General features: G+C 69.0%; 18 protein-coding genes. All 18 read left to right on the top strand.

Features of this window, described 5'->3' with window-relative positions; genetic code table 11:
• The first annotated feature begins 1 nt into the window (after position 1).
• On the top strand, positions 2-2,002 hold the full coding sequence (locus ACFVV0_RS15060; protein WP_387064663.1) for a primosomal protein N': 2,001 nt from the start codon (positions 2-4) through the stop codon (positions 2,000-2,002).
• A 47-nt stretch (positions 2,003-2,049) separates the two neighbouring features.
• Positions 2,050-2,961 (top strand): methionyl-tRNA formyltransferase, encoded by a 912-nt coding sequence (gene fmt, locus ACFVV0_RS15055; RefSeq protein WP_387064660.1) that lies wholly within the window; start codon positions 2,050-2,052, stop codon positions 2,959-2,961.
• Positions 2,958-4,379 carry an RsmB/NOP family class I SAM-dependent RNA methyltransferase gene (locus ACFVV0_RS15050; protein ID WP_387064657.1) on the top strand — a complete coding sequence of 474 codons (1,422 nt, stop codon included), beginning with the start codon at positions 2,958-2,960 and terminating at the stop codon, positions 4,377-4,379. The genes fmt and ACFVV0_RS15050 overlap by 4 nt, the downstream gene beginning before the upstream one ends.
• Before the next feature lie 9 nt (positions 4,380-4,388).
• A complete protein-coding gene (gene rpe, locus ACFVV0_RS15045; RefSeq protein WP_387064655.1) occupies positions 4,389-5,066 on the top strand; it encodes a ribulose-phosphate 3-epimerase in 678 nt (225 codons plus the stop codon).
• 9 nt (positions 5,067-5,075) lie between these two features.
• The gene (locus ACFVV0_RS15040) at positions 5,076-5,339 is read left to right on the top strand and encodes a phosphoribosyl-ATP diphosphatase (protein WP_387064652.1); all 264 of its coding nucleotides are present in this window, start codon (positions 5,076-5,078) and stop codon (positions 5,337-5,339) included.
• A gap of 48 nt (positions 5,340-5,387) precedes the next feature.
• Complete coding sequence (hisG, locus tag ACFVV0_RS15035) at positions 5,388-6,227, top strand: ATP phosphoribosyltransferase (RefSeq protein ID WP_387064649.1); 840 nt, start codon at positions 5,388-5,390, stop codon at positions 6,225-6,227.
• Entirely contained in the window at positions 6,227-7,006 is a 780-nt protein-coding gene (hisF, locus tag ACFVV0_RS15030; RefSeq protein WP_387064647.1) for an imidazole glycerol phosphate synthase subunit HisF, read from the top strand. The genes hisG and hisF overlap by 1 nt, the downstream gene beginning before the upstream one ends.
• The gene (gene hisI, locus ACFVV0_RS15025; RefSeq protein ID WP_387064644.1) at positions 7,003-7,404 is read left to right on the top strand and encodes a phosphoribosyl-AMP cyclohydrolase; all 402 of its coding nucleotides are present in this window, start codon (positions 7,003-7,005) and stop codon (positions 7,402-7,404) included. Before hisF ends, hisI begins: the two co-directional genes overlap by 4 nt.
• Positions 7,401-8,951, top strand: a complete 1,551-nt coding sequence (locus ACFVV0_RS15020; RefSeq protein ID WP_387064641.1) for an anthranilate synthase component I — start codon at positions 7,401-7,403, stop codon at positions 8,949-8,951. Before hisI ends, ACFVV0_RS15020 begins: the two co-directional genes overlap by 4 nt.
• Positions 8,935-9,714 carry a Trp biosynthesis-associated membrane protein gene (locus ACFVV0_RS15015; protein ID WP_387064639.1) on the top strand — a complete coding sequence of 260 codons (780 nt, stop codon included), beginning with the start codon at positions 8,935-8,937 and terminating at the stop codon, positions 9,712-9,714. Before ACFVV0_RS15020 ends, ACFVV0_RS15015 begins: the two co-directional genes overlap by 17 nt.
• Positions 9,715-9,819: 105 nt before the next feature.
• The gene (locus tag ACFVV0_RS15010; protein WP_387064636.1) at positions 9,820-10,050 is read left to right on the top strand and encodes a DUF6704 family protein; all 231 of its coding nucleotides are present in this window, start codon (positions 9,820-9,822) and stop codon (positions 10,048-10,050) included.
• Positions 10,051-10,053: 3 nt separating this feature from the next.
• Positions 10,054-10,824, top strand: a complete 771-nt coding sequence (gene trpC / locus ACFVV0_RS15005) for an indole-3-glycerol phosphate synthase TrpC (RefSeq protein ID WP_387064634.1) — start codon at positions 10,054-10,056, stop codon at positions 10,822-10,824.
• The gene (gene trpB, locus ACFVV0_RS15000; RefSeq protein WP_387064631.1) at positions 10,824-12,035 is read left to right on the top strand and encodes a tryptophan synthase subunit beta; all 1,212 of its coding nucleotides are present in this window, start codon (positions 10,824-10,826) and stop codon (positions 12,033-12,035) included. The genes trpC and trpB overlap by 1 nt, the downstream gene beginning before the upstream one ends.
• Entirely contained in the window at positions 12,032-12,838 is an 807-nt protein-coding gene (gene trpA / locus ACFVV0_RS14995; protein ID WP_387064628.1) for a tryptophan synthase subunit alpha, read from the top strand. Before trpB ends, trpA begins: the two co-directional genes overlap by 4 nt.
• Before the next feature lie 73 nt (positions 12,839-12,911).
• Entirely contained in the window at positions 12,912-13,901 is a 990-nt protein-coding gene (gene lgt, locus ACFVV0_RS14990; protein ID WP_387064625.1) for a prolipoprotein diacylglyceryl transferase, read from the top strand.
• A gap of 151 nt (positions 13,902-14,052) precedes the next feature.
• Positions 14,053-18,630 carry a glutamate synthase large subunit gene (gltB, locus tag ACFVV0_RS14985; protein WP_387064622.1) on the top strand — a complete coding sequence of 1,526 codons (4,578 nt, stop codon included), beginning with the start codon at positions 14,053-14,055 and terminating at the stop codon, positions 18,628-18,630.
• The gene (locus ACFVV0_RS14980; RefSeq protein WP_387064619.1) at positions 18,623-20,080 is read left to right on the top strand and encodes a glutamate synthase subunit beta; all 1,458 of its coding nucleotides are present in this window, start codon (positions 18,623-18,625) and stop codon (positions 20,078-20,080) included. The genes gltB and ACFVV0_RS14980 overlap by 8 nt, the downstream gene beginning before the upstream one ends.
• 91 nt (positions 20,081-20,171) lie before the next feature.
• Entirely contained in the window at positions 20,172-21,587 is a 1,416-nt protein-coding gene (gene pyk / locus ACFVV0_RS14975; protein WP_387064616.1) for a pyruvate kinase, read from the top strand.
• The last annotated feature ends 109 nt before the right edge of the window (positions 21,588-21,696 follow it).

Here is a 21,696-nt window from a genome sequence, read left to right as displayed (position 1 = left end):
CGTGGCGGCGACCGGCCGGGTCGCCCGCATCGTGATCGACTCGGCGCTTCCCCAGCTCGATCACTTCTTCGACTATCGCGTTCCCGACGAGCTCGCCGCCGAGGCAGTCCCGGGTGTGCGCGTGAAGGTCCCGTTGCGCACGGCAGGGCGCATCGCGGAGGGCTACCTCGTCGAATTCGCCGGCGACGATGCTTTCGAGGGCACGCTGAGCCCGATCGAGTCCGTCGTATCGCCCGTGCCGGTGCTCCGGCCCGAGGTCTGGACGCTCGCCCGCCGACTCGCCGACCGCAGCGCGGGAACGGCCAACGACATCCTGCGACTGGCCGTGCCCGGGCGGCAGGTGCGCGTCGAGAAGGCCTGGCTCGCCCGGCAGGAGGCGGCAGAGACGGCGGGCGGCTCTGTATCTCCGTCGGTCGTCGAGCCTGCAGTGCGCGGCTACGGCGATCGGGTGCTCGAAGACGCTGTGTCGCGCGGCGAGCGGCTGGCGCTGCAGGCGATACCGCGACTCGGCCGCCTCCCCGGCGGCGAGTGGGTCGGCGAATGGGCTGTCACCCTGGCGACCCTGGCCGCCGGGTGCTGGGCTCGGGGCGAGTCCGCCATCGTCGCTGTCCCCGACTACCGCGATTTGGACCAGCTCGCCGCAGCGCTGGCGGCCATCGCGCCGGCGGAGGCGGTCGCGCGTGCGGATGCCTCCCAGTCGAATCCCGATCGCTACCGCGCCTTCCTCGCGGCACTCAGCGGTCCCCGCATCGTGATCGGCAACCGCTCGGTCGTCTACGCTCCGGCCGAGCGACTGGGGATGCTCGCCGTGTGGGACGACAGCGACCCCCTGCACGCCGAACCGCTCAGCCCGTACGTGCACACGCGGGATGCCGCACTCGTACGTCAGGAGCTGCAGGGTGGCGCCCTCGTCTTCGCGGGCCACACCCGCAGCGTCGAAGTGCAGCGTCTCGTCGACATCGGCTGGGTGACTGACGTCGGACCAGAGCGGGCCGTGAACCCGAAGGTGATCCTGACCGCCAACCAGCCGGCGGCGGAGCCCGTGGCCCGGGCCGCGCGCATCCCGTCGACCGCCTGGCAGGCGGCTCGTGCCGCCCTCACTGGCGACGGCAGCGCAGCCACGGGGCCGGTGCTGATCCAGGTCGGCCGGCCCGGCTACGCGCCCGTGCTCGCGTGCGCGAAGTGCGGTCAGGCAGCACGCTGCAACCGCTGCGAGGGACCGCTCGGGCAGTCGCGGGCCGGCGCGGTGCCGTCCTGCGGCTGGTGCGGTGCGCTGGCGACCGGATGGCACTGCGAACACTGCGAGCACGACCGCTTCCGGATGGTCACGGTCGGCGCCGGGCGAACGGCCGAAGAGCTCGGGCGCGCCTTTCCCGGCGTTCGGGTCATCCTTTCCGATGGCGAGCATCCGGTGCAGACCGTCGGAGAGTCGGCCGCCATCGTCGTCGCGACCCGCGGGGCCGAACCCATCGCCGCCGGCGGGTATAGAGCCGTGCTGCTGCTCGACGGTGAGCGGATGCTCGCCCGCGAGAACCTGCGGGTCGCCGAGGACTGCCTGCGGTGGTGGTCGAACGCGGCCGCCCTCGCCGCCCCCGGAGCGCCGACCGTGCTGGTCGGCGTCTCCGGCGCGCTCGGCCGGGCCTTCGCAACCGGGCGCTTCGCCGAGTTCGCGCGCGCCGAGCTGGCCGGCCGCCGAGAGCTCCGGTTTCCGCCGGCGGTCAGGCTCGCGTCGATCACCGGTGCGGCGGACGTCGTCCAGGAGGCGGTGGAAGCGGTGGACCCGGCGCTGCTCATCGATGTGCTCGGACCGGCACCGCACGGCGACGGGCTCGTGCGCAGCATCCTCAGGTTCGACTACGCCAAGGGCCAGGAGGTGGCGATCGCCGTGCGCGCCGCGACCGTGCGGAACGCGACCAAGCGCCGTCGCGCGCCCGCGGGGAAGACGGGCTTCCGTCCCGCGCCGACGCTGCGGGTGCGCTTCGACGACCCGGACATCCTCTGACGCCCCGGGTAAGATTTCCTCCGATCCCCAGAACCGAAAGAACCTTCATGCGCCTCGTCTTCGCCGGCACGCCCGCGGTCGCCGTCCCCGCTCTGCGCGAGCTCGCCGCCCGGCACGAGGTCGTGGCCGTGATCACTCGACGCGACGCCGAACTCGGACGCAAGCGCGTCCTGACCCCGTCACCGGTGGCCCTGGCTGCCGGGGAACTGGGGATCGAAGTGATCAAGGCCAACCGTCTCGGAGACGACGTGACCGAGCGCGTCCGCGAACTGCATGCGGAGCTCGGCACGATCGTCGCATACGGCGGTCTCGTACGAGAGCCCCTGCTCTCGACGCCGCGACTCGGCTGGCTCAACCTCCACTTCTCCCTGCTTCCGCGCTGGCGGGGCGCCGCGCCCGTGCAGCACTCGCTGATCGCCGGCGACACGGTCACGGGCGCTGCCGTCTTCCAGCTGGTTCCCGAACTCGACGCGGGCGACGTGTTCTCCGAGCTCCGCAGGCCGATCGGCTCCGACGAGACGGCGGGCGAACTCCTCGACGCGCTCGCGGTGTCCGGGGCGGCACTGCTGGCCGACACCGTCGATGAGATCGCAGCCGGAACGGCTGTCGCCGTTCCGCAGAGCGGCGAACCGACCCTCGCCCCGAAGCTGGGGCTCCCGGATGCGCACCTCGACTTCTCCCAGTCCGCCGAGTCCGTCTATGCCCGGCTTCGCGGCGTCACTCCGGAGCCCGGAGCCTTCGCCCTCGTCGACGGGGAGCGATTCAAGATCCACGCGGCCCGGCCGGCAGAGGGCGAAGCGCTCGACGCGGGCCAGGTGTCCATGCGCGACAAGCGGGTGCTCGTCGGCACGGGCACACATCCCCTCGAGCTCCTGACCGTGCAGCCGGCCGGGAAGAAGGCGATGCCGGCTGCCGACTGGTGGCGCGGCCTCTCCCGGGAAGGGGTGGTGCTCGCATGAGCCCGGACCATCACCGCAGGTCGCGCGAGGGCGCTCGGCAGCAGACCCGGGTGCAGCCTGCGCGGCAGGTGGCCTTCGACGTCATCTCGGCCGTGCGCGAGTCGGACGCCTACGCCAATCTCCTTCTGCCGACCCGGATCTCTCGCGCCGGCCTGTCACCGGCCGACGCCGGTCTCGCGACCGAGCTGACCTACGGCACCCTCCGGATGCAGGGCTACTACGACAAGGTGATCGCGCGCGCCGCCGGGCGGCCGGTCGAGCGCATCGACGCGCCCATCCTGGACGTGCTCCGGCTCGGCGCCCACCAGCTGCTGTCGACGCGTGTCGCACCCCACGCTGCCGTCAACGAGTCGGTCGCGCTCGCACGGTCGGTCGGCTCGCAGTCGGCCACGGGATTCACCAACGGCGTGCTGCGCGAGATCGGGCGCCACAGCCCCGAGGAGTGGCGGATGCGCATCCTCTCGGACGCGAAGAACGAGAACGAGGAGCTCGCCTCCGTCACATCGCATCCGGCCTGGATCGTGCGCGCCTTCCGCCGTGCCTTGGAGGCAGAGGGTCGGGGCGACGAACTCCAACGGCTGCTCGAAGCGGACAACGAGGCGCCGCGCGTCAACATGATCGCCCTGCCCGGCCTGGCCGAGGCGCCGGAGGAGTCGACACCCGACCGGTACTCGCCGCTCGGCTTCACGACGGCAGGCGGCGACCCGCTGCGCTTGATGGACGCCACGAACGGGCGACTCCGCGTGCAGGACGAGGGATCACAGCTCGCCGCGCTGGCTCTGAGCCGTGCGCGGCCGGTTCAGCAGGGCGAACGCTGGCTCGACCTGTGCGCCGGCCCCGGCGGCAAGGCCGCTCTGCTGGCCGCCGAGGCGATCGAGCGTGGGGCGACCCTGGTGGCCAACGAGCTCGTTCCGGCGCGGGCCGACCTGGTTCGCCGAGCGCTCAGCGCGGTGCCGGCGGAGGTCGACGTGTGGGAGCGGGACGGCACGACCATCGGGGCGTCCGATCCGGAGTCGTTCGACCGTATCCTGCTCGACGCTCCGTGCACCGGCCTCGGCGCCCTTCGGCGCCGCCCGGAAGCGCGCTGGCGCAAGACACCGCGCGATGTCGCCGAACTCACCGAGCTGCAGGCTCGCCTGCTCGACTCGGCGATCGACGCCCTGAAGCCCGGCGGCTTGCTGGCCTACGTCACCTGCTCACCCCACATCGCCGAGACCCGGGCGATCGTCGCGGGCGCGCTCGAGCGCCATCGCGACGCGATCGAGCCGGTCGAGACCACGTCCGTGGTGCAGAGCTTCGCCGCCGACCGTCTCGACCTGGCCGGCGACCCGAACCAGGTGCAGCTCTGGCCGCACCGGCACAACACCGATGCGATGTTCATCGCGCTGCTCGCCAAAAACGGCTCGGCCGAGAAATAGGCTGAGAGCATGCCTGCACGGATCAACCCCAGCATCCTGGCCGCCGACTTCGTGAACATGGAGCGCGACCTGCACAAGATCTCGTCCGCCGATCTCGTGCACGTCGATGTGATGGACAACCACTTCGTGCCGAACCTGACGTTCGGGCCGCAGATGGTGGGACGCATCCAGGACGTGTCCACCATTCCGCTCGATGTGCACCTGATGATCGACAACCCTGACGAGTGGGGGCTGGGATACGCGGAGCTGGGAGCGTACTCGGTCACCTTCCACGCCGAGGCGGCCACCGATCCGGTGCGTCTCGCGCGACGGCTGCGGGCGATCGGCGCCCGGGCCGGCCTGGCGCTCAAGCCCGGCACCCCCGCCGACGACGTCTTCGAACTGCTGCCCGAGTTCGACCAGGTGCTGGTGATGACGGTCGAGCCGGGTTTCGGCGGCCAGTCGTTCATGACCGAGACGATGCCCAAGCTCGCGGCACTGCGCAGGGCGGTCGACGCATCCGGTGCCGATGTGTGGTTGCAGGTCGACGGCGGGATCACCGAGGAGACGATCGTGACCGCCGCCGAGAACGGAGCGGACACGTTCGTCGCCGGTTCGGCCGTGTTCCGCGCCGAGAATCCCGCCGCCCAGATCAGCCTCCTGCGCGAGACCGCCACCCGGCACCTCCACGCCTCCGCGACCTCCTAGACTGGAGGGGTGAAAACCTTCGACGACCTCTTCGCCGAGCTCAGCGAGAAGGCCGCCACCCGACCGGAGGGATCCGGAACGGTGCGCGAGCTGGATGCGGGCGTGCACGCCATCGGAAAGAAGATCGTGGAGGAGGCCGCCGAGGTCTGGATGGCCGCCGAGTACGAGACGGATGAGCGCACCGCCGAGGAGATCTCGCAGCTGCTCTACCACCTGCAGGTTCTGCTCGTGGCCAAAGGCCTCACCCCGGCCGACGTGTACCGACATCTGTGACAAGAGCCTCTTCGTCCTGATCTCACCCACGTCCACGAAAGTCCTCTCATGCTGAAAATCGCCGTCCCCAACAAGGGCTCCCTCTCCGAGACCGCAGCACAGATGCTGTCCGAGGCGGGATACCACGGCCGCCGTGACCCGAAAGAACTGATCGTCGCCGACCCGCGCAACGGCGTCGAGTTCTTCTACCTGCGCCCGCGCGACATCGCCACGTACGTCGGCTCCGGCGCCCTCGACGTCGGGATCACCGGCCGGGACCTGCTGCTCGACTCCGGGTCGCCCGCCGCGGAGATCGCCGCGCTCGACTTCGCAGCATCCACCTTCCGGTTCGCCGGACCCACCGGCGTCTTCTCCGACCTCTCCGACCTCGACGGCAAGCGCGTCGCCACCAGCTATCCGGGTCTCGTCGGGGCCTTCCTCACCGACAGCGGGATCGACTCCACCCTCGTCAACCTCGACGGTGCCGTCGAGTCCGCGGTCCGGCTCGGGGTGGCGGATGCTGTCGCCGACGTCGTCGAGACCGGCACCACCCTGCGCAAGCAGGGCCTGGAGATCTTCGGCCCGGTCATCCTGGAGTCGGAGGCCGTGCTGATCTCGTCGCCGACCACCGCATCCGGAGTCGACACGCTGCTTCGACGTCTGCAGGGCGTGATGGTCGCCCGCCAGTACGTGCTGGTCGACTACAACCTGCCGGTCGCGCTGCTCGACGCGGCCGTCGCCCTCACGCCGGGCGTCGAATCGCCGACGGTGTCCCCGCTCGGGGAGCCCGACTGGGTGGCCGTGCGCGTGATGATCAAACGCGACCAGACCAACCACATCATGGACGCGCTCTACGAACTCGGGGCGCGCGCCATCCTCGTCACATCGATCCACGCGGCGCGCATCTGATGAGCGTCGCGGTCAGGGTCATCCCGTGTCTGGACGTGGCCGACGGCCGCGTCGTCAAGGGTGTCAACTTCCAGAACCTGCGCGATCAGGGCGATCCGGTCGAACTGGCGCGCTCGTACTTCGAGCAGGGTGCCGACGAGTTGACCTTCCTGGATGTGACGGCCACCGTCGACAACCGGGCCACGACCTACGATGTGGTGCGTGCGACGGCCGAACAGGTCTTCATTCCGCTCACGGTCGGCGGGGGAGTGCGCAGCACCGAAGACGTCTCGCGTCTGCTGGCGAGCGGCGCCGACAAGGTGGGCGTCAACTCGGCCGCGATCGCCCGTCCCGCGCTGGTCGCCGAGATCGCGGACCGGTTCGGCGCCCAGGTGCTGGTGCTCTCGCTCGACGTGAAGCGTTCGGCGCGTACGGCATCCGGATTCGTCGTCACCACTCACGGCGGACGCACCGAGACCGACCTCGACGCGCTCGACTGGGCGGCGACGGCGATCGCGCTCGGCGCCGGCGAACTGCTCGTGAACTCGATCGACGCCGACGGGACCAAAGAGGGCTTCGACATCGAGCTCATCCGGCTCATGCGGAGTATCAGCACCGTTCCCGTGATCGCCTCCGGCGGAGCGGGCGCGGTCACCGATTTCGTTCCCGCTGTCGAGGCGGGCGCGGATGCGGTCCTCGCCGCCAGCGTCTTCCACTCCGGTGAGATGACGATCGGCGACGTCAAGAAGGAGCTCGCCCTGGCGGGCTTGGTGGTCAGAGACACGGAGGTCCGCTCGTGAGCGCATCCGGCACATCGATCGATCCGGCGATCCTCGAACGCGTCGCGTTCAACGCCGACGGGCTGGTCCCGGCGATCATCCAGCAGTGGGACACGCTCGAAGTGCTCATGATGGGGTGGATGGACGCGGAGGCGTTCCGCCGCACCCTCACCGAGGGGCGGGTCACCTTCTGGTCGCGCTCGCGGCAGGAGTACTGGCGCAAGGGCGACACCTCGGGAAACGTGCAGTATGTGAAGGGCGCCGCACTCGATTGCGACGGAGATACCCTGTTGGTGACGGTCGACCAGCTCGGCGTCGCCTGCCACACCGGCACGCGCACCTGCTTCGACGGCGACCAGCTCGCACCGGTCGTCGGCGAAGCCCCGTCCACCGCCCACGACCGTTCGGAGGCTTCGTGATCGCCACCACAGCAGCCGGCACCACCAGCCGCGACGGCTTCCGCGCTCTGCTGGCCGACCACCGCGTCGTCCCGGTGTCGCGGGAGCTCTTCGCCGACGGCGAGACCCCGGTGGGCATCTACCGCAAACTGGCAGGCAACCGGCCCGGCACCTTCCTGCTCGAGTCCGCTGAGCAGGGCGGCATCTGGTCGCGTTTCTCGTTCGTGGGCGTCTCCTCGTTCGGGGTGCTGACCCAGGAGCAGGATGCGGTCCGCTGGCTCGACTACGGCGTCTCCGCCGAGCGCGCGCTCGGCTCGGCGGCCGACCTGCCCCCGCTGGAGGCGCTTTCTGCCCTGTACGCGCGGTGGCAGACGCCACGGATCGAGGGGTTGCCGCCTCTGACCGGCGGTCTCGTCGGTTTCATCGGCTGGGAGGCCATCCGCCAGATCGAACGCCTGCCGAACCAGCCACCGGCCGACTACGCCATTCCCGGGCAGGCCCTGGCCTTCTGCGCCGACCTCGTCGTCATCGACCACCGCTCGGGCACCGTGCAGCTCATCGCCAACGTGCTCAACGACGGCCAGGACGACGAGGACGCGCTCTGGACCGGAGCACAGGGTCGCCTGGACCGCATGCAGACCGCGCTGGCGCAGCCCGCGGAGGCGTGGCTCGCCGAGGTCGACCTCGCCACGCCCGCAGACCCGGTGTCGCGCACGAAGCGGGAGGACTTCCTCGCCGCGGTCGTCACGGCCAAGGAGCGGATCGTCGACGGCGACGTCTTCCAGGTGGTGATCTCGCAGCGGTTCGAACTGGAGTGCTCCGCGCATCCGCTCGATGTGTACCGCGTGCTCCGCAGCCTGAACCCGAGCCCATACATGTACCTGCTCGCGCTCGAGCGCCCGGACGGGGGAGCGTACTCCGTCGTCGGATCGTCACCGGAGGCGCTCTTCAAGGTGCAGAACGGGCGTGCGTTCACGCATCCGATCGCGGGCTCGAAGCCTCGCGGGGCGACGCCGGAGGAGGATCTCGAGTTCGAGACCACTCTGCTCGCCGACGACAAAGAGCGCGCCGAGCACCTGATGCTGGTCGATCTCGCCCGCAACGACCTGGCGAAAGTCTGCCGCGCGGGCACGGTCGAGGTGACCGAGTTCATGCGAGTGGAGCGGTTCAGCCACATCATGCACATCGTCTCCTCGGTCGAGGGCGACCTGTTGCCCACGGCAACGGCGATCGACGTCTTCCGCGCGACCTTTCCCGCGGGCACCCTCTCGGGCGCGCCCAAACCCCGGGCCCTGGAGATCATCGACGAGCTCGAGCCGGCGCAGCGCGGAATCTACGGCGGGGTGATCGGCTACTTCGGATTCGCAGGGGATGCCGACCTCGCGATCGCGATCCGCACGGCCACGATCATGGACGGTGTCGCGCGCGTGCAGGCAGGCGGCGGCCTCGTCGCCGATTCGATCCCGGAGAGCGAGTTCCAGGAGTCCCAGAACAAGGCCGCAGCGCCACTTCGCGCGGTCGCGGTCGCGAATGCGATGAGGCGGGTGCGCGGTGGCGGAGCTGCCTGAGCCGGAGCCCGCCATGCCGGCAGACGGCGAACCGGAAGTCGCCGCAGCGGCCGACCGCCGCGTGTCGCGACGTGCGAAGTACCTGACGATCCTCGTACTCGTCATCGGCAGCGGGCTCGTCCTGCTGGCATCGACGCAGTCGTGGTTCTCCGTCGTGCTCACCCCCGCCGGCGGACACACGGGTGCGCTGATCGTGCAGGGGTCGGCGGCCGCTCCCGCGCTGACCGCACTGTCGTTGGCCGGGTTGGCCCTCGCCGCTGCGCTGGCGATCGCCGGTCCCGTGTTCCGGATCGTCCTTGCCGTTCTCGGGCTCCTGCTCGGCGCGAGCGTGCTGCTCTCGGCGTTCACGGCGCTGGGCGATCCCGTGCAGGCGGCGTCGTCGGCGATCACGTCGGCGACAGGGGTGTCTGGTGACGCATCCATCGCTCGGCTGGTCGCACGGGTCGACACGCAGGTCTGGCCGTCGATCGCCATCGTGGGTGGATTCGTGCTGATCCTCGGCGGCGTGGCCGTGCTCGTGACCGGCCGGCTGTGGCCGGGCGCGTCGAAGCGGTACGAGACGCGCTTCGAAGACCAGAGCAGCGGCGGAGCCGGTGAAGCGGACGCAGCGGCCGACGCCGACGCATCCGACGACGCGGAAGCCCGGGCTGCGGCCGAGAACGGCGAGGAGGGCGGAGCGAACGCCCCGGCGAAGCCGCTCGAGCGCGACACGGCGATCGACAGCTGGGATGAGCTCAGCCGTGGCGACGATCCCACCCGCTGAGTGGCCTGTGCGAGCCGGGCGACCGCACTCGCTAGACTTGACGGGAACCCCATTGATCCACTGTGAGCGGCCCGGCGGGCCGCCCACCTCACGAGCAGGAGTCGCATGAGCACCGAGTCAGTCGAGCCAGGCCACGGTCACTCCCCGGCGGCGTGGACGGCCGTCATCATCATGCTGATCGCATTCACGATCGGCGCGATCGCGTTCTTCTACGAGGCGGCGATCGTCGTGTGGGCGGCTGCCGGTCTCGCGATCGTCGGCCTCATCGTCGGCTGGGCAATGAAACGTGCCGGTTATGGTGTCGGGGGAGCCAAGACCCAGCCGAAGGGCCACTGACGCGTGCTGGACGACCTCCTCGCCGGCGCACTTCAGGACGCCGAGCGGCGTCGCGCTGAGCGCCCGCTCGCATCGGTCGAGGCGGACGCGGCGCAACGCGCTCCGGCCCTCGACGCCCTCGCGGCCCTTGCACCCGCCGACCGGGTGAAGATCATCGCCGAGGTCAAGCGCTCGAGCCCCTCGCGCGGCGCACTGGCCGAGATCGCAGACCCGGCAGCCCTCGCCGTCTCGTACCAGACCGGCGGTGCGAGTGCGATAAGCGTTCTCACGGAGGAGCGCCGGTTCCACGGTTCGCTGGCCGATCTCGAGGCCGTGCGTGCCGCCGTGTCGATCCCGGTGCTGCGCAAGGAGTTCATCGCCGATCCGTATCAGGTGTTCGAGGCGCGTGCCGCCGGGGCAGACCTGGTGCTGCTGATCGTGGCCGCACTCGACCAGAAGTCCCTGGTGTCGCTGCATGAGCTCATCACATCGCTCGGCATGACCGCCCTCGTCGAGGCCCACTCGGCCGACGAGCTCAGCCGAGCGCTCGACACGGGCGCCGGTCTCGTCGGCGTCAACGCCCGCAACCTCTCCACGTTCGAACTGGACCGGGACCTCTTCGGCAGTCTTGCCGACCGCATCCCGTCCGGTGTCATCCGCGTCGCCGAGTCCGCCGTCAAGACGGCCGACGACGTGGCGCACTATCGAGCTGCGGGTGCGGATGTCGTGCTCGTCGGCGAGGCGCTCGTCACGAGCGACCCGATCGCCACGCTCGAGGAATTCCTGGTGGTCTGATGTCCCTTCGTTCCGAGTCCGGCCCTTACTTCGGCGAATTCGGCGGGCGCTTCGTTCCGGAGTCGCTCATCGCCGCCCTCGACGAGCTCTCGGCCGCGTGGGAGGAGGCGAAAGCCGATCCTGCGTACTTCGCCGAACTCGACGAGCTGAACCGCACGTACACCGGCCGCCCGTCCATCGTCACGGAGGTGCCGCGGTTCGCTGCGCACGCCGGCGGCGCACGCATCATCCTGAAGCGCGAAGACCTCAACCACACGGGGTCGCACAAGATCAACAACGTGCTCGGCCAGGCGATCCTCACGAAGCGCATCGGCAAGACCCGTGTCATCGCCGAGACCGGCGCCGGACAGCACGGGGTCGCCACGGCGACCGCCGCGGCACTGTTCGGCCTCGACTGCACGATCTACATGGGCGAGGTCGACACCGAGCGACAGGCCCTCAACGTCGCCCGGATGCGCCTTCTCGGAGCCGAGGTCGTGGCGGTCAAGACCGGTTCGCGCACCCTCAAAGACGCGATCAACGACGCCATGCGCGACTGGGTGACCAACGTCGAGAACACCAACTACATCTTCGGGACCGTCGCCGGACCGCACCCGTTCCCCGCCATGGTGCGCGATCTGCAGAAGATCATCGGCGAGGAGGCGCGCCAGCAGGTGCTCGACCTGACCGGCAGGCTTCCGGATGCGGTCGTCGCCTGCGTCGGCGGCGGCTCGAACGCGATGGGCATCTTCCACGCGTTCCTCGACGACGAAGACGTGCGCCTCATCGGCTACGAGGCCGGCGGCGAGGGTGCGGACACTCCGCGCCACGCCGCGACGATCACCAAGGGACGTCCGGGCGTTCTGCACGGAGCCCGCAGCATGCTGCTGCAGGACGAAGACGGGCAGACCATCGAGTCGCACTCGATCTCGGCCGGCCTCGACTACCCGGGCGTCGGCCCCGAGCACGCCTGGCTGGCGAGCATCGGCCGCGCGCAGTACCTGCCGATCTCCGATGCCGAGGCGATGGATGCGCTGCGTCTGCTCAGCCGCACCGAGGGAATCATCCCCGCCATCGAGTCGTCACACGCTCTCGCGGGCGCCCTCGCACTCGGCCGGGAGCTCGGCCCGGAGGGGCTCATCCTGGTCAACCTCAGCGGCCGCGGCGACAAAGACATGGAGACGGCGGGTCGCTACTTCGACCTGATCGACGAGAGCGCGGTGCAGTCGTGAGCGGAACGACGTCGGCGAGCCGCGTCGCGGATACGATCGCCCGGCGCAACCAGGAGGCGGGCGGGGCACTGATCGGCTACCTGCCGGCCGGCTTCCCCGACCTGCAGACCAGCATCGACGCCGCCGTCGCCATCGCCGAGAACGGTGTGGACGTCATCGAGCTCGGCCTGCCGTACTCCGACCCCGTGATGGACGGAACGGTGATCCAGGCCGCGACGCAGAAGGCACTGGCCAACGGCTTCCGGCTGCGCGACGGGTTCACCGCCGTGCGGGAGATCACCTCGCGGGTCGACGTGCCCGTGCTGGTGATGACCTACTGGAACCCGGTCGTGCAGTACGGCGTCGACCGGTTCGCCGACGACCTGGTCGCGGCAGGGGGAGCCGGGCTCATCACGCCCGACCTCATCCCCGACGAGGGTGCATCCTGGCTCGCCGCCTCCGAGCGAGCGGGTCTCGACCGGGTGTTCCTCGCGGCCCCATCGTCGACCGATGCGCGACTGCGCCAGGCGGTCGAGGCCAGCCGTGGGTTCGTCTACGCGGTCTCGACGATGGGCATCACCGGCGCCCGGTCCGATGTCGACTCGGCCGCCCGCACGCTCGTCGCGCGTCTCCGTGATGTCGGCGCCACCAGCGCCTGTGTGGGTCTCGGCATCTCGACCGCCGACCAGGTGGCGGAGGTGCTCGGCTACGCCGACGGCGCGATCGTCGGCTCCGCTCTGGTGAAAGCGCTGGCCGATGGGGGCGTCGAGCGCGTCGCCGAGGTCGCTGCCGCGCTGTCCAAGGGCACCGCCAAAGCCAAATAGACTATGGTGGCCGCGCGCACGTTCTGCGCGGTCACATCAACTTCGAAAGGTGAGTCATCGGGTGTTTGCGACGATGAGCAGCTGGTACGCGAGCATTCCCAGCCCGGGGCCCGAGTGGCAGCAGATCCCGATCGACTTCTGGTTCATCCACTGGCGCATCCAGACGTATGCGATCTGCATCCTGATCGGAATCGTCGCCGCCGCGATGTGGACCTCCCGTCGCCTGAGCAAGCGCGGGGCCGAACCGGGCGTCGTACTCGACATCATCCTCTGGGCTGTGCCGCTCGGCATCATCGGTGCCCGCTTCTACCACGTCGTCACGCATCCGGCCGACTACTTCTTCCCGGGCGCCGACCTGCTCAAGACCCTCTACATCTGGGAGGGCGGCAACGCCATCTTCGGCGCGCTGATCGGTGGCGCGGTCGGTGCGTACATCGGCTGCCGCTGGTCGGGCATCCGCTTCTGGTCGTTCGCGGATGCGCTCGCTCCGGCGATGCTGCTCGCGCAGGCACTCGGCCGCCTCGGCAACTACTTCAACCAGGAGCTGTTCGGTCTGCCGACGAACCTGCCGTGGGGCCTCGAGATCGATCCCGGCAACAAGGCCATCCCGGTCGGTCTGCCCGACAACACGCTGTTCCAGCCGCTGTTCCTCTACGAGATCATCTGGAACGTGATCGGCATCGTCGTGATCCTCTGGCTGGAGCGCCGGTTCCAGCTGCGCTGGGGCAAGATGTTCGCGGTCTACCTCATCTGGTACGGCCTCGGCCGCTCCTACCTGGAGTCGATTCGCATCGACCCGAGCGAGTTCTCGTTCCTCGGCATCCAGACCAACGTCTGGGCCGCGTTCGGCGCCGTCGTGCTCGGCATCGTCATCTTCATCGTTCAGACCCGCCGTCACCCCGGACTCGAGCCGAGTGTGTACCGTCCGGGGCGTGAATGGATTCGCCCGGATGCTGAGGTAGACTCTGACGACACCGATTCGGATGATGACGCTCACGGCGAGGACGCCACTGAACCGACCGGATCGCGCGCAGCCAAAGCCACAAGCTCACTCGGCTCGTAAGTCTCGCAGCCGAGGGCTCCCGAAAGACACACCTCGGACAGAACCGCCTCCCCGCACCGCACCAGGTGGAAACGAGCGGCAACTTCCCCCTTGTTCCCGGGCCGATGGCGTCCCTCCGTAAGTAACGTCTAGACGTGAGGACGGTCGACATATGACGCTCAAGCCTCCCCACTCCCGCTTCGGCTCCTTTCCGGCGAAGCAGGGACTGTACGACCCTGCCTTCGAGAAGGATGCGTGCGGTCTCGCGATGGTCGCGACCCTGCGCGGCACGGCAGGCCACGACATCATCGACGCGGCGCTGAACGCGCTGCGCAACCTCGAGCACCGCGGCGCCGTCGGCTCCGATGCGGGCACCGGCGACGGCGCCGGCATCATCACCCAGGTTCCGGATGCGTTCCTGCGTGCCGTCGCCGGTCTCGAGCTGCCCGCCGCCGGCCGCTACGCGGTCGGAAACGCCTTCCTGCCCGTCGAGCCGGGGGAGCGCGCCATCGTCAAGAACGCGATCGAGGCGATCGCGGTGGAGCAGGAGCTCGTCGTCATCGGCTGGCGCGAGGTCCCGGTGCGCGCCGGCGAGATCGGCAACCTGGCGCGCGATGCCATGCCCGCCATCGAGCAGCTCTTCGTGGCGAGCACGCGAACCGGGGAGGAGGGGGAGCCGGTCGGCGGCATCCTGCTCGACCGTCAGACGTTCTTCCTGCGCAAGCGTGTCGAGCGCGAACTGGACGTCTACTTCACCTCGCTGTCGAGCCGCACCCTGGTCTACAAGGGAATGGTCACGACGCTCCAGCTGGAGCCGTTCTATCCCGACCTGTCCGACCAGCGGTTCGCGTCCAAGCTCGCGCTCGTGCACTCGCGCTACTCGACCAACACGTTCCCGTCGTGGCCGCTGGCACAGCCGTTCCGAATGATCGCGCACAACGGCGAGATCAACACCGTTCAGGGCAACCGCAACTGGATGCGCGCCCGCCAGTCCCAGCTCGAGAGCGAGCTGCTCGGCGACCTCGCACCCGTGCTCCCGATCGTGACGCCGGGAGCCAGCGACTCGGCCTCGTTCGACGAGGTCGTCGAACTGCTGTCGCTCTCCGGGCGCTCCTTGCCGCACGCGGTCATGATGATGGTTCCGGAGGCCTGGGAGAACCAGTCCGAGATCGACTCGCAGCGCCGTGACTTCTACGAGTACCACTCGATGCTCATGGAGCCGTGGGACGGCCCGGCCGCGATCGTCTTCACCGACGGATCCGTCGTCGGAGCGACGCTCGACCGCAACGGTCTGCGCCCCGGTCGCTACGTCGTGACCAACGACGGACTCGTCGTGCTCGCCAGCGAGATCGGCGTGCTCGACATCGAGCCGAGCCGCGTCGTGCGCAAGGGCCGTCTGCAGCCGGGCCGGATGTTCCTGGTCGACACCGTCGCAGGACGCCTGATCGAGGACGACGAGATCAAGGCCGAGCTGGCCGCGAGCGAGCCGTTCGGCGAGTGGCTCGACCAGGGCCGGATCAACCTCAAAGACCTGCCGGAGCGCGAGCACATCGTTCACACTCCTGCATCGATCACGCGCCGCCAGCGCACGTTCGGGTACACGGAGGAGGAGGTGCGCATCCTGCTCAAGCCGATGGCCACGACGGGCGCCGAGCCCCTCGGCGCCATGGGCTCCGACACTCCGGTCGCGGTGCTCTCCGACCGGCCGCGACTGCTCTTCGACTACTTCACCCAGCAGTTCGCCCAGGTCACGAACCCTCCGCTCGACTCGATCCGCGAAGAGGTCGTCACCTCTCTGAAACTCGGCCTCGGGCCGGAGCGCAACCTGCTGTCGAGCGGGCCCGAGCACGCTCGTCAGGTCGTCCTGGACTTCCCGGTGATCGACAACGACGAGCTTGCGAAGATCCAGCACATCGACCCGCGCCCAGGGAGCCGCCTCACCACCACGGTGAAGGGCCTCTACCGGTTCGACGCAGGCCCCGACGCCCTGAAGCTGCGACTCGCCGCGATGTGCGCCGAGGTCGATGAAGCGATCGAGGCCGGCGCCCAGTTCATCGTGCTCAGCGACCGCGACTCGAACAAAGACCTGGCGCCCATCCCGTCGCTCCTGATGCTCGCAGCCGTGCACCACCACCTCATCCGTGCTGAGACCCGGATGAAGACGGGCATCATCGTCGAGGCCGGCGATGTGCGCGAGGTGCACCACGTCGCCCTCCTGATCGGCTACGGCGCTTCGGCGATCAACCCGTACCTGGCGATGGAGACCTGCGAGGAGCTCGTGCGCAGCGGACTCATCAGCGGAATCACGCCGGAGAAGGCCGTCAAGAACGTGATCAAGGCGCTCGGCAAGGGCGTTCTCAAGATCATGTCCAAGATGGGGATCTCCACGGTCTCCTCCTACGCGGGCGCTCAGGCGTTCGAGGCCGTCGGTCTCAGCCAGGAGCTCGTCGACCAGTACTTCACCGGAACGACGAGCAAGCTGGGCGGGGTCGGCATCGATGTGCTCGCCGCCGAGAACCTCGCGCGTCACACGTCGGCGTACCCGCCCGAGGGTGCGGTGCTCGCGCACGAGCGGCTCCAGACCGGTGGCGAGTACCAGTGGCGCCGTGACGGCGCCCCGCACCTCTTCAACCCCGAGACCGTGTTCCGCCTGCAGCACTCGACTCGCACGCGGCGTTACGACATCTTCAAGGAGTACACCGACGCGGTCGACAACCAGGCCGAGACGCTGATGACCTTGCGCGGCATGTTCAAACTGCAGACCGGCACCCGGCCCGCGATTCCGCTGGACGAGGTCGAGTCCGTCGAGAACATCGTCAAGCGCTTCTCCACGGGCGCGATGAGCTACGGCTCCATCTCGAAGGAGGCGCACGAGACGCTCGCGATCGCGATGAACCGGATCGGCGCCAAGTCGAACACCGGTGAGGGCGGCGAGGATCTCGACCGTCTGCTCGACCCCGAGCGCCGCAGTTCGATCAAGCAGGTCGCATCCGGCCGTTTCGGCGTGACGAGCATGTACCTGACGCACGCCGACGACATCCAGATCAAGCTCGCCCAGGGTGCGAAGCCCGGCGAGGGCGGTCAGCTCCCGCCGACGAAGGTCTACCCGTGGGTCGCCCGCACGCGGCATGCGACCGCCGGCGTCGGACTGATCTCGCCGCCTCCGCACCACGACATCTACTCGATCGAAGACCTCAAGCAGCTGATCTTCGACCTGAAGCGCGCCAACCCGAACGCTCGCGTGCACGTCAAACTCGTGAGCGAGTCCGGCATCGGCGCGGTAGCCGCGGGTGTCGCGAAGGCCCTGGCCGACGTCGTGCTCGTCTCGGGCCACGACGGCGGCACGGGCGCATCCCCGGTCAACTCGCTCAAGCACGCGGGAACACCGTGGGAGCTCGGACTCGCCGAGACGCAGCAGACCCTCATGCTCAACGGGATGCGCGACCGCGTGGTCGTCCAGGTCGACGGCCAGCTGAAGACAGGCCGGGACGTCATCGTCGGCGCCCTTCTCGGCGCTGAGGAGTTCGGATTCGCCACGGCGCCGCTGGTGGTCTCCGGCTGCATCATGATGCGCGTCTGCCACCTCGACACCTGCCCGGTGGGCGTCGCGACGCAGAACCCGGAACTGCGCTCGCGCTTCTCGGGCAAGCCCGAGTTCGTCGTGAACTTCTTCGAGTTCATCGCCCAGGAAGTGCGCGAGTACCTCTCGGAGCTCGGCTTCCGCACGCTCGACGAGGCAATCGGCCACAGCGAGCTCCTCGACGTGAACGGGGCGATCGAGCACTGGAAGGCGTCGGGTCTCGACCTGGCACCCATCCTCACCGGCCCGGACTTCCCGGCGGATGCGCCGCGCAAGAACGCGCGTCAGCAGGACCACGAGCTCGATAAGCACTTCGACAACCAATTGATCGAGCGCAGCGCGGACGTGCTCGCCCGGGGCGGCCACATCGAGATCGACCTGCCGATCCGCAACACGGAGCGTGCGGTCGGCACGATGCTCGGCCACGAGGTCACACTCCGCCACGGCGAGAACGGGCTGCCGTCCGGCTCGATCGAGATCACGCTCACGGGATCGGCGGGCCAGTCGCTCGGCGCCTTCCTGCCGAGCGGAATCACGCTGCGGCTCGAGGGCGACTCGAACGACTACGTCGGCAAGGGACTCTCGGGAGGCCAGATCGTGGTGCGGCCCGACCGCAACAGCGTGTTCCCCGCCGAGCGCAATGTGATCGCCGGAAACGTGATCGGCTACGGCGCGACGCAGGGCAGCATGTTCATCCGCGGCATCGTGGGCGAGCGGTTCCTGGTGCGCAACTCCGGTGCGACCGCGGTCGTCGAAGGTGTCGGCGACCACGCGCTGGAGTACATGACGGGCGGCCTCGCGGTGATTCTGGGCGCTACGGGGCGCAACCTCGGCGCCGGCATGTCCGGAGGGACCGCCTACGTCTACGAGCTCAAGGAGGATCGCGTGAACCGCGACTCCCTGGCCAGCGGAGAGCTGGAGCTCCTCCCACTCGGCAGCGCGGACGTCGAGATCGTTCGCGACCTGCTCGAACGGCACGTGGCCGAGACCGAATCGGTTCTCGCCGCCGGCCTGCTCGAGAACTTCGATGACACCGTCGCGAAGTTCGTCAAAGTCCTGCCGCGCGACTACGCGGCCGTGCTGCAAACCCGTCAGAACGCCGTCGACGAGGGGCTGGACCCCGATGGCGATGTCGTCTGGAACAGAATTCTGGAGGTGACCGGTGGCTGACCCGAAGGGCTTCCTCAAGGTTACAGAGCGCGAGCTCCCCAAGCGCCGCCCGGTCTCCGTGCGCCTGATGGACTGGAAAGAGGTCTATGAGGCGGGAGACCCGAGCACGCTCCGCCAGCAGGCTGGACGCTGCATGGACTGCGGTGTGCCGTTCTGCCACCAGGGATGCCCGCTCGGCAACCTGATCCCGGAGTGGAACGACCTGATGTGGCGCGGAGAGGGCCGTCAGGCCATCGAGCGCCTGCACGCCACGAACAACTTCCCGGAGTTCACCGGCCGTCTGTGCCCCGCCCCGTGCGAGTCATCCTGCGTGCTCGGCATCAACCAGCCCGCTGTGACCATCAAGCAGGTCGAGGTCTCGATCATCGACCAGGCGTGGCAGAACGGCTGGGTGCAGCCGCATCCGCCGGAGCGGCTCACGGGCAAGACGATCGCGGTCGTCGGTTCGGGCCCCGCCGGTCTCGCCGCCGCGCAGCAGCTCACGCGCGCCGGTCACACTGTGGCCGTATACGAGCGCGACGACCGCATCGGCGGCCTGCTGCGCTACGGCATCCCCGATTTCAAGATGGAGAAGAAGCACCTCGAGGCGCGCCTGAACCAGATGATGGCGGAAGGCACCCGCTTCCGCGCCGGCGTCAACATCGGCGTCGACATCACCTGGGAAGACCTGCGCGCGCGCTACGACGCCGTCGTCATCTCGACCGGTGCGATGGTTCCGCGCGATCTCCCCATTCCGGGTCGCGACCTCAGCGGTGTCCACTTCGCGATGGAGTACCTCGTTCAGCAGAACAAGGCCGGAGCCGGCGACTCGGTCGCCGACCAGATCACGGCCGAGGGCAAGCACGTCGTGGTTCTCGGCGGTGGCGACACCGGTGCGGACTGCATCGGCACCGCGCACCGTCAGGGTGCCGCGTCGGTCACCAACCTGGCCATCGGCACGCAGCCGCCGAGCGAGCGTCCGGCCCACCAGCCCTGGCCGACCACACCGACGCTCTTCGAGGTGCAGACCGCACACGAAGAGGGCGGACACCGTGAGTTCCTCGCCTCGACCGTCGAGTTCCTCGCCAACGAGTACGGCGAGGTGCGCGCCATCCGCGTCGCCGAGACGGAGTACCTCGACGGACGCCGCGTTCCGAAGGCCGGCACCGAGCGCGAGATTCCTGCGGATCTCGTGCTGCTGGCTCTCGGATTCACCGGCCCCGAGTCCGAGGACCTGGGCAACCAGCTCGAGCTTCCGTTCGACGATCGCGGCAACGTGCAGCGCGACGCCGACTACCAGACCAGCCAGCCCGGCGTGTTCGTGGCCGGGGATGCGGGCCGCGGCCAGTCGCTCATCGTCTGGGCGATCGCCGAGGGGCGTGCAGCGGCATCCGCCGTTGACCGCTATCTTGAAGGGGAGACGCAGTTGCCGTTCCCTGTCCGACCCACCGACCGGGGAATCCTGGTCTGAGATCTCAGACGACCACGCGCATCCGCCGCGTGATGTCCCCACCGAATCGAGCGCCGTCAGGGGCGCAGAATCACGGAGCAAGAAGAAAAGTATGAGACGGGCCAAAATCGTCGCCACCCTCGGGCCGGCGACCTCGAGCTATGAGAACATCCGCGCGATCATCGACGCGGGTGTTGACGTAGCCCGAATGAACCTCAGCCACGGCAGTTACGACGTGCACGAGGGTGTCTACGCGAATGTGCGCAAGGCTGCCGACGACGCCGGAAAGCCGGTCGCCGTTCTGGTCGACCTCCAGGGCCCCAAGATCCGCCTCGGCAAGTTCGAGGCCGGCCCCTACGAGCTCGCCGAAGGCGACATCTTCAAGATCACCACCGAAGACATCATCGGCACCAAGGAGATCTCCTCGACCACGTTCAAGGGCCTGCCCGGCGACGTGAAGCCGGGCGACTTCCTGCTGATCGACGACGGCAAGGTGCGCGTCAAGGTTCTCGCCACCGACGGCACGGTCGTGACCACCGAGGTCATCGTCGCCGGACCGGTGTCGAACAACAAGGGCATCAACCTCCCGGGCGTCGCGGTCAACGTCCCCGCGCTCTCCGACAAGGACGAGGCCGACCTCCGCTGGGGCCTCAAGCTCGGTGCCGACCTCATCGCGCTGTCGTTCGTGCGCAATGCGAGCGACATCGAGCGCGTTCACGAGATCATGGCCGAAGAGGGACGCAAGGTCCCCGTCGTCGCCAAGATCGAGAAGCCGCAGGCCGTGGATGCGCTCGAGGGGATCATCGAGGCGTTCGACGCCATCATGGTCGCCCGCGGCGACCTCGGTGTCGAGCTTCCTCTCGAGGCCGTGCCGATCGTGCAGAAGCGCGCTGTCGAGCTCGCCCGTCGTGCGGCGAAGCCGGTCATCGTGGCCACGCAGATGCTCGAGTCGATGATCTCCAGCCCCGTGCCGACCCGCGCAGAGACCTCGGATGTTGCGAACGCCGTTCTCGACGGAGCCGACGCGGTCATGCTCAGCGGCGAGACCAGCGTCGGCGAGTATCCGGTCATCACTGTGCAGACCATGGCTCGCATCGTCGAGTCCACGGAAGAGCACGGACTCGACCGCATCGCACCGCTCGGCACCCGGCCCCGCACCCAGAGCGGCGCCATCACACTGGCCGCCGTCGAGGTCGCGGACTTCGTCGAGGCCAAGTACCTCTGCGTGTTCACCGAGTCGGGCGAATCCGCACGCCGCATGTCGCGCTTGCGCAACAAGATCCCGATCCTCGCCTTCACCCCGGAGGAGTCGGTTCGCCGTCGCATGTCGCTGAACTGGGGCGTCGAGTCGTTCGTGGTCTCGCGCGTCACCCACACCGACCAGATGGTCGCTCAGGTTGACGAGGCCCTCGTGTCGACGGGCCGCGCCCAGAACGGGGACAAGGTCATCATCATCTCGGGTTCCCCTCCCGGAATCCCCGGAACCACCAACGACATCCGCGTGCACCGAGTCGGAGACGTTCTCTGAGCATCCTGTCGTCGTAGAGAGGCCCCCGAGCGATCGGGGGCTTCTCTTTTTCAGGTCGGTCCTTCCCACCGACTTGCCAGCAACCCGGGAGGTTCTGCAGCCACCGACC

The sequence above is a fragment of the Leifsonia sp. NPDC058230 genome (genome assembly GCF_042882245.1).
Taxonomy (GTDB): domain Bacteria; phylum Actinomycetota; class Actinomycetes; order Actinomycetales; family Microbacteriaceae; genus Leifsonia.
The sequence above is the reverse complement of the archived record's forward strand: the minus strand, read 5'-3'. Positions and strand labels throughout refer to the sequence as shown.

Excerpts from the sequence above, each read along its gene's own strand:
- hisF (WP_387064647.1), top strand. The coding sequence starts at position 6,227 with ATGAGCGTCGCGGTCAGGGTCATCCCGTGTCTGGACGTGGCCGACGGC.
- rpe (WP_387064655.1), top strand. The coding sequence starts at position 4,389 with ATGCCTGCACGGATCAACCCCAGCATCCTGGCCGCCGACTTCGTGAAC.
- lgt (WP_387064625.1), top strand. The coding sequence starts at position 12,912 with ATGAGCAGCTGGTACGCGAGCATTCCCAGCCCGGGGCCCGAGTGGCAG.
- hisG (WP_387064649.1), top strand. The coding sequence starts at position 5,388 with ATGCTGAAAATCGCCGTCCCCAACAAGGGCTCCCTCTCCGAGACCGCA.
- ACFVV0_RS15010 (WP_387064636.1), top strand. The coding sequence starts at position 9,820 with ATGAGCACCGAGTCAGTCGAGCCAGGCCACGGTCACTCCCCGGCGGCG.
- ACFVV0_RS15050 (WP_387064657.1), top strand. The coding sequence starts at position 2,958 with ATGAGCCCGGACCATCACCGCAGGTCGCGCGAGGGCGCTCGGCAGCAG.
- gltB (WP_387064622.1), top strand. The coding sequence starts at position 14,053 with ATGACGCTCAAGCCTCCCCACTCCCGCTTCGGCTCCTTTCCGGCGAAG.
- trpB (WP_387064631.1), top strand. The coding sequence starts at position 10,824 with ATGTCCCTTCGTTCCGAGTCCGGCCCTTACTTCGGCGAATTCGGCGGG.
- fmt (WP_387064660.1), top strand. The coding sequence starts at position 2,050 with ATGCGCCTCGTCTTCGCCGGCACGCCCGCGGTCGCCGTCCCCGCTCTG.
- pyk (WP_387064616.1), top strand. The coding sequence starts at position 20,172 with ATGAGACGGGCCAAAATCGTCGCCACCCTCGGGCCGGCGACCTCGAGC.